Source organism: Streptomyces maremycinicus (genome assembly GCF_001184025.1).
Classification (GTDB): domain Bacteria; phylum Actinomycetota; class Actinomycetes; order Streptomycetales; family Streptomycetaceae; genus Streptomyces; species Streptomyces maremycinicus.
The window spans coordinates 461,629-475,568 of record NZ_BBYG01000016.1 but is presented as its reverse complement, the minus strand read 5'-3'; the positions used below and the strand labels follow the sequence as shown (position 1 = coordinate 475,568).

16 protein-coding genes are annotated in these 13,940 nt (G+C 72.4%); 11 read left to right on the top strand and 5 right to left on the bottom strand.

The features are described 5' to 3' along the window. Nucleotides 1-15: 15 nt before the first annotated feature. The 5 genes from AOQ37_RS25385 (at nt 16) to AOQ37_RS25365 (ending at nt 4,862) form a co-directional block, all read left to right on the top strand. A complete protein-coding gene (locus AOQ37_RS25385; RefSeq protein WP_078890346.1) occupies nt 16-1,245 on the top strand; it encodes a segregation and condensation protein A in 1,230 nt (409 codons plus the stop codon). A 53-nt stretch (nt 1,246-1,298) separates the two neighbouring features. Then, nucleotides 1,299-1,871 (top strand): SMC-Scp complex subunit ScpB, encoded by a 573-nt coding sequence (gene scpB, locus AOQ37_RS25380; protein ID WP_230196340.1) that lies wholly within the window; start codon nt 1,299-1,301, stop codon nt 1,869-1,871. Continuing rightward, complete coding sequence (locus tag AOQ37_RS25375; RefSeq protein ID WP_374701542.1) at nt 1,868-3,028, top strand: pseudouridine synthase; 1,161 nt, start codon at nt 1,868-1,870, stop codon at nt 3,026-3,028. The genes scpB and AOQ37_RS25375 overlap by 4 nt, the downstream gene beginning before the upstream one ends. A 95-nt stretch (nt 3,029-3,123) precedes the next feature. After that, complete coding sequence (locus tag AOQ37_RS25370) at nt 3,124-3,843, top strand: NUDIX hydrolase (protein ID WP_062647251.1); 720 nt, start codon at nt 3,124-3,126, stop codon at nt 3,841-3,843. Next, entirely contained in the window at nt 3,840-4,862 is a 1,023-nt protein-coding gene (locus tag AOQ37_RS25365) for an ADP-ribosylglycohydrolase family protein (RefSeq protein ID WP_062647164.1), read from the top strand. Before AOQ37_RS25370 ends, AOQ37_RS25365 begins: the two co-directional genes overlap by 4 nt. A gap of 33 nt (nt 4,863-4,895) precedes the next feature. Here AOQ37_RS25365 and AOQ37_RS25360 read toward each other — a convergent pair whose 3' ends face one another. Genes AOQ37_RS25360 through AOQ37_RS25350 form a run of 3 tightly spaced genes read right to left on the bottom strand, consistent with a single transcriptional unit; the run spans nt 4,896 to nt 6,578 of the window. Then, nucleotides 4,896-5,315, bottom strand: a complete 420-nt coding sequence (locus tag AOQ37_RS25360) for a Rieske (2Fe-2S) protein (RefSeq protein WP_062647163.1) — start codon at nt 5,313-5,315, stop codon at nt 4,896-4,898. Beyond that, complete coding sequence (locus AOQ37_RS25355) at nt 5,312-5,896, bottom strand: DUF6529 family protein (RefSeq protein WP_062647161.1); 585 nt, start codon at nt 5,894-5,896, stop codon at nt 5,312-5,314. The genes AOQ37_RS25360 and AOQ37_RS25355 overlap by 4 nt, the downstream gene beginning before the upstream one ends. 22 nt (nt 5,897-5,918) lie before the next feature. Then, nucleotides 5,919-6,578 carry a hypothetical protein gene (locus tag AOQ37_RS25350; protein ID WP_062647159.1) on the bottom strand — a complete coding sequence of 220 codons (660 nt, stop codon included), beginning with the start codon at nt 6,576-6,578 and terminating at the stop codon, nt 5,919-5,921. Nucleotides 6,579-6,772: 194 nt separating this feature from the next. On the opposite strand from AOQ37_RS25350, the gene aroH reads away from it, so the two are divergent. From aroH to der, 5 genes are all read left to right on the top strand, one after another. Beyond that, nucleotides 6,773-7,135: a chorismate mutase gene (gene aroH, locus AOQ37_RS25345; protein ID WP_062647158.1), complete on the top strand. Its 363-nt coding sequence runs from the start codon at nt 6,773-6,775 to the stop codon at nt 7,133-7,135. Next, nucleotides 7,132-8,217, top strand: coding sequence for a prephenate dehydrogenase (locus tag AOQ37_RS25340; RefSeq protein ID WP_062647156.1), 1,086 nt, complete (start codon nt 7,132-7,134; stop codon nt 8,215-8,217). The genes aroH and AOQ37_RS25340 overlap by 4 nt, the downstream gene beginning before the upstream one ends. A gap of 132 nt (nt 8,218-8,349) precedes the next feature. Continuing rightward, nucleotides 8,350-9,036 carry a (d)CMP kinase gene (gene cmk, locus AOQ37_RS25335; protein ID WP_062647154.1) on the top strand — a complete coding sequence of 229 codons (687 nt, stop codon included), beginning with the start codon at nt 8,350-8,352 and terminating at the stop codon, nt 9,034-9,036. Further along, nucleotides 9,033-9,686, top strand: a complete 654-nt coding sequence (locus AOQ37_RS25330) for a lysophospholipid acyltransferase family protein (RefSeq protein WP_234436997.1) — start codon at nt 9,033-9,035, stop codon at nt 9,684-9,686. Before cmk ends, AOQ37_RS25330 begins: the two co-directional genes overlap by 4 nt. 87 nt (nt 9,687-9,773) lie before the next feature. Next, a complete protein-coding gene (gene der / locus AOQ37_RS25325; RefSeq protein WP_062647152.1) occupies nt 9,774-11,258 on the top strand; it encodes a ribosome biogenesis GTPase Der in 1,485 nt (494 codons plus the stop codon). Nucleotides 11,259-11,319: 61 nt separating this feature from the next. Here der and AOQ37_RS25320 read toward each other — a convergent pair whose 3' ends face one another. Continuing rightward, nucleotides 11,320-11,727, bottom strand: coding sequence for a hypothetical protein (locus tag AOQ37_RS25320; RefSeq protein ID WP_062647150.1), 408 nt, complete (start codon nt 11,725-11,727; stop codon nt 11,320-11,322). Between the two features lie 126 nt (nt 11,728-11,853). After that, nucleotides 11,854-12,636 (bottom strand): DUF8842 C-terminal domain-containing protein, encoded by a 783-nt coding sequence (locus AOQ37_RS25315; RefSeq protein ID WP_062647148.1) that lies wholly within the window; start codon nt 12,634-12,636, stop codon nt 11,854-11,856. Between the two features lie 537 nt (nt 12,637-13,173). Here AOQ37_RS25315 and AOQ37_RS25310 point away from each other — a divergent pair. Then, nucleotides 13,174-13,908, top strand: a complete 735-nt coding sequence (locus AOQ37_RS25310) for a LysM peptidoglycan-binding domain-containing protein (protein WP_062647146.1) — start codon at nt 13,174-13,176, stop codon at nt 13,906-13,908. Nucleotides 13,909-13,940: the final 32 nt, after the last annotated feature.

The following is a 13,940-nucleotide window of genomic DNA, read 5'->3' as shown; positions in this document are numbered from 1 at the left end:
TAGCCTGCGGGGGCCATGACCTCGAACGACGCTCCCGTCCCCGGCCCCGGCTCAGCAGCCGGCCGTCGGCGTGCGCTGGGGCGGGGCCCCGGGACGGCACCGGTACCCGCCGGACCGGAGCCCGAGCCGGCAGCACCGGAACCGGAACCGGATCCCGTCGTACCTGATCCTGTCGTGGCCGACCCTGTCGTACCGGAACCCGTCGTAACGGATCCGTCCGCTCCGGAACCCGTCCTGCCGGAATCGGTGGAACCGGAGCCCGGAGATGCGGGATCCGTAGGACCGGAGTCGGTAGAGCCGGAGCCTGCGGGTGCGGAATCCGTATGGCAGGCGCCCGGGGATGCGGAAGCCGGGGGGCCGGAGCCCGTCGATCCGGGACCCCGGGGGCCGGAGCCCGTCGGTTCTGGGGATGGTGCCGAGCCCGGGGAATCCTCCGACGGTGTGTTCAAAGTGCGCCTCGCCAATTTCGAGGGGCCCTTCGACCTGCTGCTCCAGTTGATCTCCAAGCACAAGCTGGACGTCACCGAGGTCGCGCTGTCGAAGGTGACCGACGAGTTCATGGCGCACATCCGGGCGATGGGCCCCGACTGGGACCTGGACCAGACGACCGAGTTCCTGGTCGTCGCCGCCACCCTGCTCGATCTCAAGGCGGCCCGGCTGCTGCCCGCCGCGGAGGTCGAGGACGAGGCCGACCTGGCCCTGCTGGAGGCCCGGGACCTGCTGTTCGCCCGGCTGCTCCAGTACCGGGCCTACAAGCGGGTCGCCGACATCTTCACGGACCGGCTGGAGAGCGAGGCCCGGCGCTACCCCCGTACCGTCGGCCTCGAACCGCACCACGCCGAGCTGCTGCCCGAGGTCGTCATCAGCATCGGCCCGGAGGGGTTCGCGAAGCTCGCGGTCAAGGCGATGCAGCCCCGGGCGAAGCCGCAGGTGTACGTCGACCACATCCACGCGCCGCTGGTGAGCGTGCAGGAGCAGGCCGGGATCGTCGTCGCACGGCTGCGGGAGCTCGGCGAGGCCAGCTTCCGCACGCTGGTGGCGGACACCGAGGACACCCTCACGGTGGTGGCCCGCTTCCTGGCGCTGCTCGAGCTGTACCGGGAGAAGGCGGTCGCGCTCGACCAGGAGAGCGCGCTCGGTGAGCTGCTGGTGCGCTGGACCGGCGGGGAGGGGGACGCGCAGCCGATGGTCACGGACGAGTTCGACCGGCCGCCCGAGGAGCCCGAGAAGGAGACGAAGACGTGAGTGAGGAGACCGTCGCCGCGCTCGACCTCAAGCCGGCCCTGGAGGCCGTGCTGATGGTCGTCGACGAGCCCGCGACCGAGGAGCACCTCGCGAAGATCCTCCAGCGGCCCCGGCGCAGGATCGCGGACGCGTTGCGCGAGCTGGCCGACGAGTACACCGTGCAGGGGCGCGGCTTCGAGCTCAGGCTCATCGCGGGCGGCTGGCGGTTCTACTCCCGGCCCGAGTACGCGGCGGCCGTCGAGGGCTTCGTGCTGGACGGCCAGCAGGCCCGGCTCACCCAGGCCGCGCTGGAGACCCTGGCGGTCGTCGCGTACCGCCAGCCGGTCAGCCGCAGCAGGGTCTCCGCGGTGCGCGGAGTGAACTGCGACGGCGTGATGCGCACCCTGCTCCAGCGCGGTCTGGTCGAGGAGGCGGGCGCGGAACCCGAAACAGGTGCGATCCTGTACGTGACGACGAACTACTTTCTGGAGCGGATGGGCCTGCGCGGTCTGGACGAGCTCCCGGAGCTCGCGCCCTTTCTCCCCGAGGCGGAGGCGATCGAGGCCGAGATGCTGGAAGGGGTCCCGTCGTTCGATCCGGACGCACCGGATGCAGATGCAGACGACACGACGACGACGGAACTTTGATGCGAAGCAGTGGCAGTGGCAGTGGCAGGAACAACGGGCGCGGCAAGCCCCGGGGGACCGGCGGGGGCGGTTCCCAGCCGAGGGGCGGCTCGGGAGGCCGCGACGACAGGTCCAGGGGCGGCTCCGGAGGCCGTGACGACAGGCCGACGGGCGCGGGAGGCCGTGACGACAGGCCGAAGCGTCCCGGCAAGCCGCGTCCCGAGGAGCGCCGCTACGACGTAGGCCCCAACGCCACCCACGAGGGCCCGAAGGCCGGGCGCGGCGGCGCGGCCCGGGGCGGCGCCAAGGGCGGCCCCCGGCAGGGCCAGCAGCGTGGCGGACGCACCGAGCCGGCCCGCTCCCGCGAGTACGAGACGCGGGCCGAGGAGCGCAACCGGGACCGGTACGCCGGCAAGAAGGACATCAAGCTGCCCAAGACCTTCCCGGGTGCCGAGCAGGAGGGCGAGCGGCTCCAGAAGGTCCTCGCCCGCGCGGGCTACGGCTCCCGGCGCGCCTGCGAGGAGCTGATCGAGCAGGCTCGGGTCGAGGTCAACGGCGAGATCGTCCTGGAGCAGGGCAAGCGGGTCGACCCGGAGAACGACGAGGTCAAGGTCGACGGCCTGACCGTCGCCACCCAGTCGTACCAGTTCTTCTCGCTGAACAAGCCGGCCGGCGTCGTCTCCACGATGGAGGACACCGAGGGCCGTCAGTGCCTCGGCGACTACGTGACCAACCGCGAGACGCGGCTGTTCCACGTCGGGCGGCTCGACACCGAGACCGAGGGCGTCATCCTGCTCACCAACCACGGCGAGCTGGCGCACCGGCTGACCCACCCCAAGTACGGCGTGAAGAAGGTCTACCTCGCGCACATCGTGGGCCCCATCCCGCGTGACCTGGGCAAGCGTCTGAAGGACGGCATCCAGCTGGAGGACGGGTACGCCAAGGCGGACCACTTCCGGGTCGTCGAGCAGACCGGCAAGAACTACCTCGTCGAGGTCACCCTGCACGAGGGCCGCAAGCACATCGTGCGCCGGATGCTGGCGGAGGCCGGCTTCCCTGTCGACAAGCTGGTCCGCGTCGCCTTCGGCCCGATCACCCTGGGCGACCAGAAGTCGGGCTGGCTGCGCCGGCTGTCCAACACCGAGGTCGGCATGCTGATGAAGGAAGTCGAGCTCTAGGCCGTATCCGGCAGGTTTCCGGGGGCTCCCGGGGCTTGTGCGGGACCGCACCCCCTTTTTATAGTCGTGGTGACTATTAAAAGGGGGTGTTCGTCGTGCGGGGTTACGACAAGTACGCCCACGAACCCTTCGCCGTCACCGTCGACCTCGCCGTCCTCACGCTGCGCGCGGGCAGCCTGCACGTGCTGCTCGTCGAGCGCGGCCAGGAGCCGTACGCCGGCCGGTGGGCGCTGCCGGGGGGATTCGTGCGGCCGGACGAGTCCGCCGAGACCGCCGCCCGGCGGGAACTCGCCGAGGAGACCGGCCTGAAGGACGTCTCCGGACTGCACCTCGAGCAGCTGCGCACCTACAGCGAACCCGGCCGCGACCCCCGGATGCGGGTCGTGTCCGTCGCCTTCGCCGCGCTGCTGCCCGACGCCCCCGAGCCGACGGGCGGCGGCGACGCGGCCCGGGCGCGCTGGCTGCCGTACGACGACGCGAAGCAGCTCGCCTTCGACCACGACCGGATCCTGGCCGACGCCCACGACCGGGTCGGCGCCAAGCTCGAGTACACCTGCCTCGCCACGGCCTTCTGCCCGCCGGAGTTCACCCTCGGCGAGCTCCGGCAGGTCTACGAGACGGTGTGGGGGACCGGCCTGGACCGGCCCAACTTCCGCCGCAAGGTGCTGGCCACCCCGGGCTTCGTCGAGCCCGTGCCCGGTGGCGCGCGCCTCACCGGCGGCCGCGGCAAGCCCGCCGCCCTCTACCGGGCGGGCGCCGCCACCGCGCTCCACCCGCCCCTGCTGCGACCGCCCCGGGAAGGACGATCCGCATGACCACCTCGACCACCGTCAGGAAGCGGGCCACCGGGTCCCTGCTGGGACTCGCGCTGGGGGACGCGCTCGGGTATCCCACCGAGTTCGACGACGTTCCGTCGATCCTCGCCAAGTGCGGGCCCTGGCGGGACATGGACCTGCCGAAGCGCGCGTTCGTCTCCGACGACACCCAGATGACCCTCGCCGTGGGGCGCGCCCTGCGGACGGCCATGGACCGGGGGCTGCTCGTGCCGACGTCCCTGACGCGGCCGCTGCGCGCGGAGTTCGTGGACTGGTACCAGTCGCCGGACAACAACCGTGCCCCCGGGCGGACCTGCCTGACCGCGTGCAATCTGCTCAAGGACGACAGGCGCGACTGGCGGGACGCGAGCCAGATCGGTTCCAAGGGCTGTGGGGCCAACATGCGGGTGGCCCCCGTCGGCCTCGTCCCCGGGCTCAGCGAGGAGCAGCGGGCCGGGGCCGCCCAGCTCCAGTCCGCCCTCACCCACGGGCACCCCACCGCGCTCGCCGCCTCCGACCTCACCGCCCACGCCGTACGGCTGCTCACCCAGGGCGCCGAGCCGGCCGCCCTGGTCGGCCTCCTGCGGGCCTACGCCGTCGACAACCGCTCCCGCTACCACCACCGCTGGCTCGGCGACCTGTGGACCCGCAGCCAGGACCCCGGCCCGGAGCACTTCATCGCGCGTGGCTGGGACGAGTGCCTCGGTGTGCTGGACCGCCTCCAGGAGACCCTGCGCGACCCCGCGCCCGAGAACGACCCGTGCCTCGCCACCGGGGCCGGGTGGATCGCCGAGGAGGCCCTGGCGACCGGTCTGCTGTGCTTCCTGCTCTTCCCCGACGAGCCGGTGACCGCGCTGCGCCGGGCCGCCTGCTCCTCCGGGGACTCCGACTCCATCGCCTGTCTGACCGGCGCCTTCGCGGGCGCGTACGCCGGGGCCGACGCCTGGCCGAGGGAGTGGGCGGACCGGATCGAGTACCAGGGGGAGCTGGTGACGCTCGGCGCGCTCTGGGACCAGTGACCCGCGCTCCGGTGCCGGTGGCCCTCCCCGGGCTCAGGCCAGCTTGATCGAAGTGCCCTGGACCGTGATCTGCTCCGCGGGCAGGGGCTTCGTCGCCGGGCCACCGGCCACCGAGCCGTCGGCGATGCGGAACTCGCTCTTGTGGCAGGGGCAGTGGATCATGCCGTCGGCGACGCTGCCGACGGTGCAGCCCTGGTGGGTGCAGACCGCGGAGAACGCCTTGAAGTCGTCCTTCGTCGGCTGGGTGACGACGACCTTCTCCTCCGCGAAGATCTTGCCGCCGCCGAGGGGGATGTCGGTGGTCTTCGCCAGCTCCTGGCCGGCGGAGGCCTTGGGGGACTGCTCGGACGAGGTGTCGTCCTCGTTGCCGTACTCGCCGCAGCCCGTGGCGAGCGCGGCTGCCACGCCGCCCGTCGCCAGGAGAACCGTGCGCCGTGTCGCGGGGAGGGTCATGTCGTCACTCCGAACGTGCGGAAGAACCAGAGGGCCGAGGTCAGCCAGATGACCGTGAGTACGGCGAGGACGAGCCCGCCGACGATCGGCAGCAGCCACCCCGGGAGTCGCTCCGAACGGAGCAGCAGCATCTTGGCACTGAATGCGCCGAAGAAGAAGCAACCCAGGAGGGAGTGCCACATCACGCGCGTTTCGTACGTCTGCCAGCCAAGCGCGTACAGGCAGTGCACCGCAACCGGGACCGCGACGAGGAAGGCGGCGCGGCCCGACCAGCGGTGCAGCGTGCCGGACCAGGCGGGCCCCGGCAGCCTGCCGTACAGCATCGCGGCCGAGACGAGCTGGACCAGCGCGAAGAACATCGCGGCCGTCGCCAGCCAGGACTTGACCGCGCCCGTGCTGCTGAAGCCGGCCAGGTTGAAGGCCGTCCCGGCCGGGTCGTGGACCTTGCCGTACACGCCGAGGACGACCGCCACGGCGGCGGCGACCAGCGCCGGGACCAGATAGCGGGCCGCACCCGGGTCGTGCCGCGCGGGCTCGGGGCCGGGGAAACCCTGGGTGGCGGCGTTCGGGTCGACGGTCATGATGGCTCCCTGCTCGAAGGGGTCAGGGCGTGGCGGGACGGGCCGTGAGCTGCTGTCCGTCGACCGTCACCGCGCCGGTCTCCGGGTCGATGCGGGGCGCGGGGGAGGGCTTGCCGTCGCGGGTGACGATGCCCACCTGGGTGCCGTCCTTCAGCACGATCCAGCCGCCGTCGATCTTCGCGGAGCGCACGGTGGCCGTCGCCCGCCACAGGCCGGACGGCTTCGTCGCCCGGTCCGCCGAGAAGGCGTGCCGGCCGCCGCCCACGGTCACCGAGCCCTCGACGCGCTCGCCGTCCTCGAGGGTGCCGTCGAGCTTCGCGCCGTCCTTGCCGGTGAGCCGCAGCGTGCCGTCGTCCTCGACGTCGCCCTTGAGCCAGGACTCCTCCGTGCGCCCGTCGCAGTAGTACGCGATCGCCTTGCCGTCGTCGACCGAGACGGCGACCGACGCGGCGTCGTCGTCCGTGCGGCCGGCGTAGTCGGCGTCGACGGCCGGCACCCGGGAGGGGGACGGGGTGTGCGTGGGTGCGGGGGAGGCCGTGCTCGCGACGGGGGCCGGGCTCGGCGAACTCTCCTCGTACGAGGACGACGCCGTCCTCGTCCCCGTGGTCGCGTTGAGCGTCAGCAGGAACAGGCCGAGCACCAGTCCCGCGAGAAGGGTGAGCAGGGGTCCTGGACGCTTCATGTCGGGCCTTCCCCGATGCGGGTGTCCTGCCGTCAGAGTGTCATGAGAGCGCAGGCCGCACCCGCAGTAAAGGGCGTACGGAGGCGTTCCCGTCTCGGCACGCGGGCGGCACGCCCCGGACCGGCGCGGGCTGACTAGGCTGGCTGCGTCAGGAGCCGTAGTCGGCAGTCGGTACGTCAGCAAGGAGCAGCGCCGTGGCGGTACGAGCGGTCCGGGGAGCCGTCCAACTCGAGCGGGACGAGGCCGGCCACATGGACGAGCAGGTCGGAGCCCTGCTCACCGCCGTCCTGGAGCGGAACTCGCTCGCGGCCGACGACCTGATCAGCATCTGGTTCACTGCCACGCCCGACCTGCACAGCGACTTCCCGGCGGCCGCGGCCCGCAAGCTCGGCATCGTCGACGTGCCGCTGATCTGCGCCCAGGAACTCGACATCGCGGGCGCCATGCCGCGGGTCGTGCGTATCCTCGCGCACGTCGAGTCCGACAAGGCGCGCGCCGACATCAACCACGTCTACCTCGGTGCCGCGGCCGCCCTGCGCAGGGACATCGCCCAGTGAGGACCGCGCTCGTCATCGGGACCGGGCTGATCGGCACGTCCGCCGCGCTGGCCCTCGCCCAGCGGGGCGTCGTCGTGCACCTCACCGACCACGACCCGGGACAGGCCCGGACGGCGGCGGCGCTCGGCGCCGGCACCGACGCGGAGCCCGAGGGCCCGGTGGACCTCGCGATCGTCGCCGCGCCGCCCGCGCACGTGGCCGGCGTGCTCGCCGACGCCATGCGCCGCGGGGTGGCCCGCGGCTACCTCGACGTGGCCAGCGTGAAGGGCGGGCCGCGCCGGGAGCTGGAGGCCCTCGGCCTCGACCTGTCGGCGTACATCGGCAGCCACCCCATGTCCGGCCGGGAGAAGTCGGGCCCGCTGGCCGCGACCGGCGACCTCTTCGAGGGCCGCCCCTGGGTGCTGACGCCGACCCGGGACACCGACACCGAGGTGCTGAACCTCGCCCTGGAGCTGGTCTCGCACTGCCGTGCCGTCCCGGTGGTCATGGACGCCGACGCCCACGACCGCGCGGTGGCGCTGGTCTCCCACATGCCGCACCTGGTCTCCAGCATGGTCGCGGCGCGGCTGGAGCACGCCGAGGAGGCCGCCGTACGGCTGTGCGGGCAGGGCATCCGGGACGTCACCCGGATCGCCGCCTCCGACCCCGGCATGTGGATCGACATCCTGTCCGCGAACCCGGGGCCGGTCGCCGACCTGCTCACCGACGTCGCCGCCGACCTGGAGGAGACGGTCCGCTCCCTGCGCTCCCTCCAGTCCTCCGACGACGTCAAGCGCCGGGCGGGCGCCGACGGCGTCCAGGACGTGCTGCGCCGCGGCAACGCGGGCCAGGTCCGCGTCCCCGGCAAGCACGGAGCCGCTCCGCGGGCGTACGAGGTGGTGGCGGTGCTCATCGACGACCAGCCCGGTCAGCTGGCCCGCATCTTCGCGGACGCGGGACAGGCGGGCGTCAACATCGAGGACGTCCGCATCGAGCACGCGACCGGGCAGCAGGCGGGTCTGGTGCAGCTGATGGTCGAGCCGAAGTCCGCGGTGGTGCTGTCCTCGGCGCTGCGCGAGAGGGGCTGGGCGATCCGGCAGTAGGGCGTTCCACGGCCCCGGGCGCCCGGCGCGGACCAGGTACCGGCCGGACGAGTGACGCGCGGCCGGTAACCTTGTGCGGGGCGCGGTCGCGTCCCGCACACCCACCGCCTCGCACCAGGAAGGTGTCCCCCCGTGGAAAACGGCGCCGCCCAGCCCGTGATTGTCGCCATCGACGGCCCCTCGGGCACGGGCAAGTCGAGCACGTCCAAGGCCGTCGCCGCCCGGCTCGGGCTGAGCTACCTGGACACCGGCGCCCAGTACCGGGCGATCACGTGGTGGATGGTGACCAACGGGATCGACATCGAGGACCCCACGGCGATCGCCGCCGTCGCGGGCAAGCCGGAGATCCTCTCCGGCACCGACCCGGCCGCCCCGACGATCACCGTCGACGGCGTCGACGTGGCCGGACCGATCCGCACCCAGGAGGTCACCGCCAAGGTGAGCGCGGTGAGCGCGGTTCCGGAGGTGCGGGCCCGGATCACCGAGCTCCAGCGCTCGCTGGCGGCCGCCACCGAGCGGGGGATCGTCGTCGAGGGCCGGGACATCGGTACGACCGTGCTGCCCGACGCCGACCTGAAGATCTTCCTCACCGCCTCCCCGGAGGCGCGTGCCGCCCGGCGCAGCGGCGAGCTGAAGGGCGCGGACGTCCGCAGCACCCGCGAGGCGCTGATCAAGCGGGACGCGGCCGACTCCTCCCGCAAGACCTCCCCGCTCGCCAAGGCGGACGACGCCGTCGAGGTGGACACCACCGAGCTGACGCTGGCCCAGGTCATCGAGTGCGTCGTCACCCTCGTCGAGGAGAAGCGGGCCGCGAAGTGAGTACGGCTCCCGTGCCCTCGGAGAAGGGCGCCGAGGTCGGGCGGCGCATCGGCGTCGGCCTGATGTACGGGCTGTTCAGGCCGCGGGTGCTGGGTGCCTGGAAGGTGCCGGCGAGCGGCCCGCTGATCTTCGCGATCAACCACTCGCACAACGTCGACGGCCCGATGGTGATGGGCGTGGCGCCCCGGCCGACGCACTTCCTGATCAAGAAGGAAGCGTTCATCGGCCCGCTCGACCCGTTCCTGACCGCCATCGGCCAGCTCAAGGTCGACCGTGACACCACCGACCGGGCGGCCATCACCCGCGCGCTGGGCGTGCTGGAGAGCGGCGGGGTCCTCGGGATCTTCCCGGAGGGCACCCGCGGCGAGGGCGACTTCGCCGCGCTGCGCGCCGGGCTCGCGTACTTCGCGGTGCGCGGCGGGGCACCGATCGTGCCCGTCGCCGTGCTGGGAAGTTCCGAGCGCCGCGGACGGTTGATCAAGGCACTGCCCCCGCTGCGCTCCCGCGTCGACGTCGTCTTCGGCGAGCCGTTCGACGCGGGCGACGGCAGCGGGCTGCGGACCCGCAGGGCGCTGGACGCGGCCACCGAACGCATCCAGAAACAACTGGCCGCACACCTGGAAAACGCCAGGCGCCTGACCGGGCGCTGAGCGACACTGAATACCGAGTAGTGGATCAAACCGAACAAAACGGCTGCTCCACCGATCACCACGAATGAACGACGAGGTACGGACTTCATGAACGACCACATCCAGCCCGACGGCTCGGAAGCCTTCGAGCACGATCACGGGGCGCTCGGCGACGCCGAGTACGCGGAGTTCATGGAGCTCGCCGCCGTCGAGGGCTTCGACATCGAGGACGTCGAGGGGGCGATCGAGGCCGCGGGGCACGGGCCGCTCCCGGTGCTCGCCGTCATCGGCCGCCCGAACGTCGGCAAGTCGACTCTGGTGAACCGCATCATCGGCCGCCGCGAGGCCGTCGTCGAGGACAAGCCGGGCGTCACCCGCGACCGCGTCACCTACGAGGCCGAGTGGTCGGGCCGACGCTTCAAGCTCGTCGACACCGGCGGCTGGGAGCAGGACGTCCTCGGCATCGACGCCTCCGTGGCCGCCCAGGCCGAGTACGCGATCGAGGCCGCCGACGCCGTCGTCTTCGTCGTCGACGCCAAGGTCGGCGCGACCGACACCGACGAGGCGGTCGTCCGGCTGCTGCGCAAGGCCGGCAAGCCCGTGGTACTGGCCGCCAACAAGGTCGACGGTCTGAGCGGCGAGGCCGACGCGACCGCCCTGTGGTCCCTGGGCCTCGGCGAGCCGCACCCGATCTCCGCGCTGCACGGCCGCGGCACCGGCGACATGCTGGACGCCGTCCTGGAGGCGCTGCCGGAGGCCCCCGCGCAGACCTTCGGCACCGCCGTCGGCGGCCCGCGCCGCATCGCGCTCATCGGCCGCCCGAACGTCGGCAAGTCCTCGCTGCTGAACAAGGTGGCCAACGAGGAGCGCGTCGTCGTCAACGAGATCGCGGGCACCACCCGCGACCCGGTCGACGAGCTGATCGAACTCGGCGGCGTGACCTGGAAGTTCGTCGACACGGCGGGCATCCGCAAGCGCGTCCACCTCCAGCAGGGCGCCGACTACTACGCCTCGCTGCGTACCGCGGCCGCCGTGGAGAAGGCCGAGGTGGCGGTCATCCTGATCGACGCCTCCGAGTCCATCTCGGTGCAGGACCAGCGCATCGTCACCATGGCCGTCGACGCGGGCCGCGCCCTGGTCATCGCCTACAACAAGTGGGACACCCTCGACGAGGAGCGCCGCTACTACCTGGAGCGGGAGATCGAGACCGAGTTCGCCCAGGTCGCCTGGGCGCCCCGGGTGAACGTCTCGGCGCGCACCGGCCGGCACATGGAGAAGCTGGTCCCGGCGATCGAGGCCGCCCTGGCCGGCTGGGAGACCCGCGTCCCGACGGGCCGTCTCAACGCCTTCCTGGGCGAGCTGGTCGCCGCCCACCCGCACCCGGTCCGCGGCGGCAAGCAGCCGCGCATCCTCTTCGGCACCCAGGCCGGGACCAAGCCCCCGCGGTTCGTCCTCTTCGCCTCCGGGTTCATCGAGGCGGGCTACCGGCGCTTCATCGAGCGCCGGCTGCGCGAGGAGTTCGGCTTCGAGGGCACCCCGATCCACATCTCGGTGCGGGTGCGCGAGAAGCGCGGCACGAACAAGAAGAAGTAACGGCGACACGGCTGGAGGGCGGCACCCGTCATGGGTGCCGCCCTCCAGCCGTTATCAGTGCTCAGAAGGTTCTGCGGGGGGCCGGCGGAAGTGCCGCCGGGACGTGCTGCGTCGTGGTCGACGCGGGCTGCTGGCCGAGCGGCCCGACCCGCTGCCACTGCGACTGCTGTCCGACCCGCGCGCTCTGCGCCCCCGCGCTGTACGCGCTGTAGGAGCTGCTGAACGACCCCGGGCGGGGCGCCGGGTAGGAACTCGGCCGGTGGTTGTGCGGGATGTTCCCGAAGGCGGTGAACCCCAGTTCGTCCTCGCCGCTGCGATCGCCCGGCAGTGAACGGAACGTCTTGACGTACTCGGCGTAGAGCGCGTCGTAGATCGGCGTGGCCGATGGGCCGCCGGACGCGTCCTGGGCCGGTCGAGCGGACGGGATCGACTGGAAGGACGGGCGGCGGGGAACGTCGTAGGTGTGCACGTATGTCCAAACGACGCGGCACGGGAAGGGATGCGGCCCGGCAGGCGCTCCTCAGGGGCGCGGGGCTGCGTCCGCGGACGGCCGTCGAGCCGCCGTACGACCGCAGTCCCCGCCCGTGGCGCTGCCTCAGGTGCCGGCCAGCGGAAGCGCCGCGCCGACCAACTGCCCGTTGGCCGCGGCCTTGTCCAGCGCGTCGCGCAGCAGGTCCTCCCGGGGCTGACGCCCGATGGAGCCCACCGGCGCCGCGAACATCAGCACCTGCTGGTGCTTGTTGGCGGCGGCCCGCCAGCCCTCCGTCACCTGGAGCGGCTGGTGCGCCTGCCACCAGGCGACCGGCTGGCCGCCGTTGGCCGAGGGCTGGAGCACCGCGTGCAGCTGGCCCATCGCGAGCAGGACGGACCAGCCGTGCTGCACCGGCGGCACCTCGGTCAGCTCGGACAGCGGCATGAAGCCCTGCTCGATGAGCAGCGGCAGGAAGTCGTCCCCGGCGCCGGTGGTACCGGGCCGCACGATGGGCGCGGTCGGCTCGACGACCAGGGCCGGGTGCAACTCCCCGGCGATCAGGACGAGTCCGCTCGTGACGCCGAGCACGGCCTGCTCGGGCGCGACCTTGTCGGGGTCCAGGTCGACGGTGTCGCCGCTGATGGAGCGGACGGCGCCCTGGAGCTGCTCCTCGGTGACCTGGACGACCTGCGAGGGCAGGCAGGTGGAGTGGGCGAAGGCGAGGACGGCGGTCTCGTCCCCGATGAACAGGACGGTGCTGGTGCGCTCGTTCTCGGAGTCGCCCGGGGTGCGGCAGGACGTGCAGTCGTAACTGCCAGGGGCGTTGTCTCCGGCGAGCAGCCGGTCGGCTTCTTCGTTGCCGATCTCGGCGCGTACCTCGTCGCTGACGTCGAGCATGCGCGGCACGGGTGACTCCCTCGGATGCGGTGCTTGGGCGAGGCGGGTGGCCCCCGGCTCGTGGTCCGGGCGGTCCCCGGCTCATGAAGAGACAACGGGCGATCTGTGGCCGGGGTCACGCCGGAAGGCGAACGGAATCGAACCGTCCTGCGCGCGGGGTCACGATGCGTGCGGAATCCGCCACTCCAAGTCAAGTAACGGAGAGGTCACGGAAGTTGATCCGGTGAGCTGACTCACAGTCCGCTCGGGGCTCTGGTCGACAAATCAGGAAATGAGGGAACGAAGTAGGTGGCCGGAAATCGCCGCTACCTACGGTAACTGCCAACTGGCCTGGGAAGACGGGGAGTTGGTTGATATCGGTCCCTCTGCTGCCTAGATTCCTCCGCCGTGTGCAACGAGCACCGCTCGGGTACGTCCGCCGGCCGCGCAGAGCCAGACACCGCGCAGCACCACCGCCGACGGACGGGGCCAGGCGTGTCGACCGCGTCCCTGCGCGATCGCCACCGTCCGGCCAGGGGGAGCCCGGGTCCGTAGAGAGGGATCTACATGTCCGAATGTGCCGATATCCACACCCGCACCTCGTCGCGCAAGACGGCGGTCCTCGCCGGGGCGATCCTGCTCGCCCCCCTCGGACTGCTCTCCGCGACCGGCAGCGCCTCGGCGGCCGACAGCGGGGTGTGGGACCGCATCGCCCAGTGCGAGAGCGGTGGCAACTGGTCGATCAACACCGGCAACGGCTACTACGGCGGGCTCCAGTTCTCCGCCGGTACCTGGCGCGCGTACGGCGGCACCGCCTATGCGCCGACCGCCGACAAGGCCAGCAAGGCACAGCAGATCTCCGTCGCCACCAAGGTGCAGAACGCCCAGGGGTGGGGCGCGTGGCCGACCTGCTCGGCGCGCGCCGGGGCGTCCGGCAGCGCACCCGGGGCCGGATCGTCCTCCTCCGGGTCGGGCGCCGCCGGGTCCTCCGCCAAGTCGGGCTCCTCGAAGTCCGGTTCGTCGCGCTCCGGTTCGTCGAAGCCGGGCGGCTCGGCGCCGGGTGCCGCGGACTCCGGCAGCGCGAACTCCGCGCGGTCGGGCTCCTCGAACGCCCCGGACCGCCCCACCGGCCAGACCTCGCGCGGCACCGGCCGGGGTGACTACACCGTCCGCGCGGGTGACACCCTCAGCACCATCGCGGCCCGCCACGGGCTGACCTGGCAGCGGGTCTACGCCGCCAACGAGGCCGTCGTCGGCGGCGACCCCGACCTGATCGTGCCCGGACAGCGCCTCACGCTCTGAGCCGCTCCCGCTCCGGGCCACGGTGGCCCCGT